This is a genomic window from Enterobacter cloacae complex sp. GF14B (assembly GCF_004136805.1).
Taxonomy (GTDB): domain Bacteria; phylum Pseudomonadota; class Gammaproteobacteria; order Enterobacterales; family Enterobacteriaceae; genus Enterobacter; species Enterobacter hormaechei_C.
On sequence record NZ_QFRV01000208.1, the window covers coordinates 1 to 2,107 of the forward strand.

The 2,107-nt window shown below is 63.2% G+C and carries 3 protein-coding genes; all 3 read left to right on the top strand.

All coding sequences use genetic code 11. From position 1 onward, the window contains the following. Positions 1–741 (top strand): hemin ABC transporter substrate-binding protein (locus DD606_RS24720; RefSeq protein WP_139158362.1); only part of this gene is annotated, 741 nt, incomplete at its 5' end. Then, positions 741–1,733 (top strand): iron ABC transporter permease, encoded by a 993-nt coding sequence (locus DD606_RS24725; protein WP_045346436.1) that lies wholly within the window; start codon positions 741–743, stop codon positions 1,731–1,733. The genes DD606_RS24720 and DD606_RS24725, both read left to right, overlap by 1 nt. Beyond that, the coding region (locus tag DD606_RS24730) for an ATP-binding cassette domain-containing protein (protein ID WP_129259405.1) at positions 1,726–2,107 on the top strand (382 nt) is incomplete at its 3' end. The genes DD606_RS24725 and DD606_RS24730, both read left to right, overlap by 8 nt.

Here is a 2,107-nt window from a genome sequence, read left to right on the forward strand (position 1 = left end):
GGCGACGTGACGGAGATCGTCTACGCCCTCGGCGCGGAGTCTTCTCTGGTTGCGCGCGACAGTACCAGCCAGTGGCCGCAGGCGACAAACGCGCTGCCTGACGTGGGGTATCTTCGCCAGCTGAATGCGGAGGGGATTTTGTCCGTACGCCCGACGCTGGTGCTGGCAAGCGACCAGGCGCAGCCCTCTCTGGCGCTGAAGCAGGTTGAACAGAGCCACGTCCGCGTGGTTACCGTTCCCGGCACGCCTGACCTGCGCGCGATTGACGAAAAAGTGAGGGTGATAGCTCAGGCGACGCATCATGAGGCGCAAGGGGAAACCCTGCGCAGCTCGCTGCGTCAGGCGCTGGCGGCACTGCCCTCAATACCGCTCAACAAGCGGGTGCTGTTTATCCTCAGCCACGGCGGAATGACCGCAATGGCGGCCGGGCAACAGACCGGCGCGGATGCGGCAATACGCGCCGCCGGGTTGCAGAACGCCATGCAGGGCTTTACCCGCTATCAGCCGCTTTCCCAGGAGGGGGTGATGGCCAGCCAGCCGGATCTGGTGGTGATTTCGCAGGAGGGCCTTAACGCGCTGGGCGGCGAAGAAAATCTGTGGAAACTGCCCGGTCTGGCGCAAACGCCAGCGGGACGAAGCAAGCAGGTGCTGGCTATTGATGACATGGCCCTGCTGGGCTTCAGCGTCCGCACGCCGAAAGCCATACAACAGCTGCGTGCCAGAGCGGAGCAACTGCCCTGATGTCCCGGCGCATCACGTTATCGTTATGGCTTCTGGCGGGGTCGCTTACCGTCATGACGATCATGGCTACCGGTTTTGGGGCGTTACGCCTGCCGGTGAACGTGCTGTGGAGCGGCAGCGATGAGACGCTACGCCATATCTGGCTCACCATCCGTCTGCCCCGCGTGCTGCTGGCGCTGGTGATTGGCGGGTCGCTGGCGCTCGCCGGCTGCGTCATGCAGGGGCTGTTCCGCAATCCGCTTGCCGACCCGGGCCTGCTCGGGATCAGCAGCGGTGCGGCGCTGGCCGTCGCCCTGTGGGTTGTGCTCCCGCTCGCGCTGCCCGCGCTGGTGATGCTTTACGCCCCTATGCTGGCGGCATTTCTTGGGGCGCTGGCAGCCACAGGCGTGATCTTCCTGCTCAGCAAGCAGCATGACACCTCTCTGTCACGTCTGTTGCTGGTGGGTATCGCCATCAATGCCCTGTGCGGTGCGGCAGTGGGTGTGCTTTCGTGGGTCAGCAATGACGCCCAGCTGCGTCAGCTTTCACTCTGGGGAATGGGAAGTCTTGGTCAGGCACAGTGGTCCACGCTGCTCGCCGTGACCTCGCTGATGGTGCCTGCCGCTCTGGCGATCTGGCGCTGTGCCAGTACGTTAAATTTACTGCAACTGGGTGAAGAGGAAGCGCATTACCTTGGCGTGGACGTTGCTCTTGTACAGCGAATATTACTGTTATGCAGCGCCCTGCTGGTCGCTGCGGCTGTCGCCGTCAGCGGCGTGATTGGCTTTGTCGGACTCGTGGTGCCGCACCTGATGCGCATGTGGTTGGGCGCCGATCACCGGGCAACCCTCCCCGGCACGGTACTCGCGGGCGCTTTACTGCTGCTGGTGGCGGATACGGTCGCGCGCACCATGGTCGCCCCGGCAGAAATGCCGGTCGGCCTGCTCACCAGTATCCTTGGCGCTCCCTGGTTCTTATGGCTCATTTTTCGTCGTGGAGAACAGCATGGCTGAACGTTATACGGCTGAAAATCTGACTTTTACCCGGTCTGGCCGCACGCTGACAGATAACGTTTCGCTGTCACTGTCGCAGGGAGAGCTGGTTACATTGATCGGCCCCAACGGCGCGGGGAAATCCACGCTGCTGCGGCTGCTGACCGGCTATCTGAAACCCGACAGCGGAGGCTGTTCGCTGGCGGGAAAAGCGCTGGATGAATGGCATCCGCAGGTGCTGTCGCGCTATCGGGCGGTGATGCGCCAGCAATCTCAGCCTGGATTTGACTGGCAGGTGGAGGAGATCGCTGGAATGGGGCGTGCGCCCTGGACGCGTCACCCGGAACCGTCAATTGTGCGTGAGGTGTTGCAGCTGACCGGTTGCCTGCCGCTGG

Coding starts and splice junctions, on each gene's coding strand:
- DD606_RS24725 (WP_045346436.1), top strand. CDS start 741: ATGTCCCGGCGCATCACGTTATCGTTATGGCTTCTGGCGGGGTCGCTT.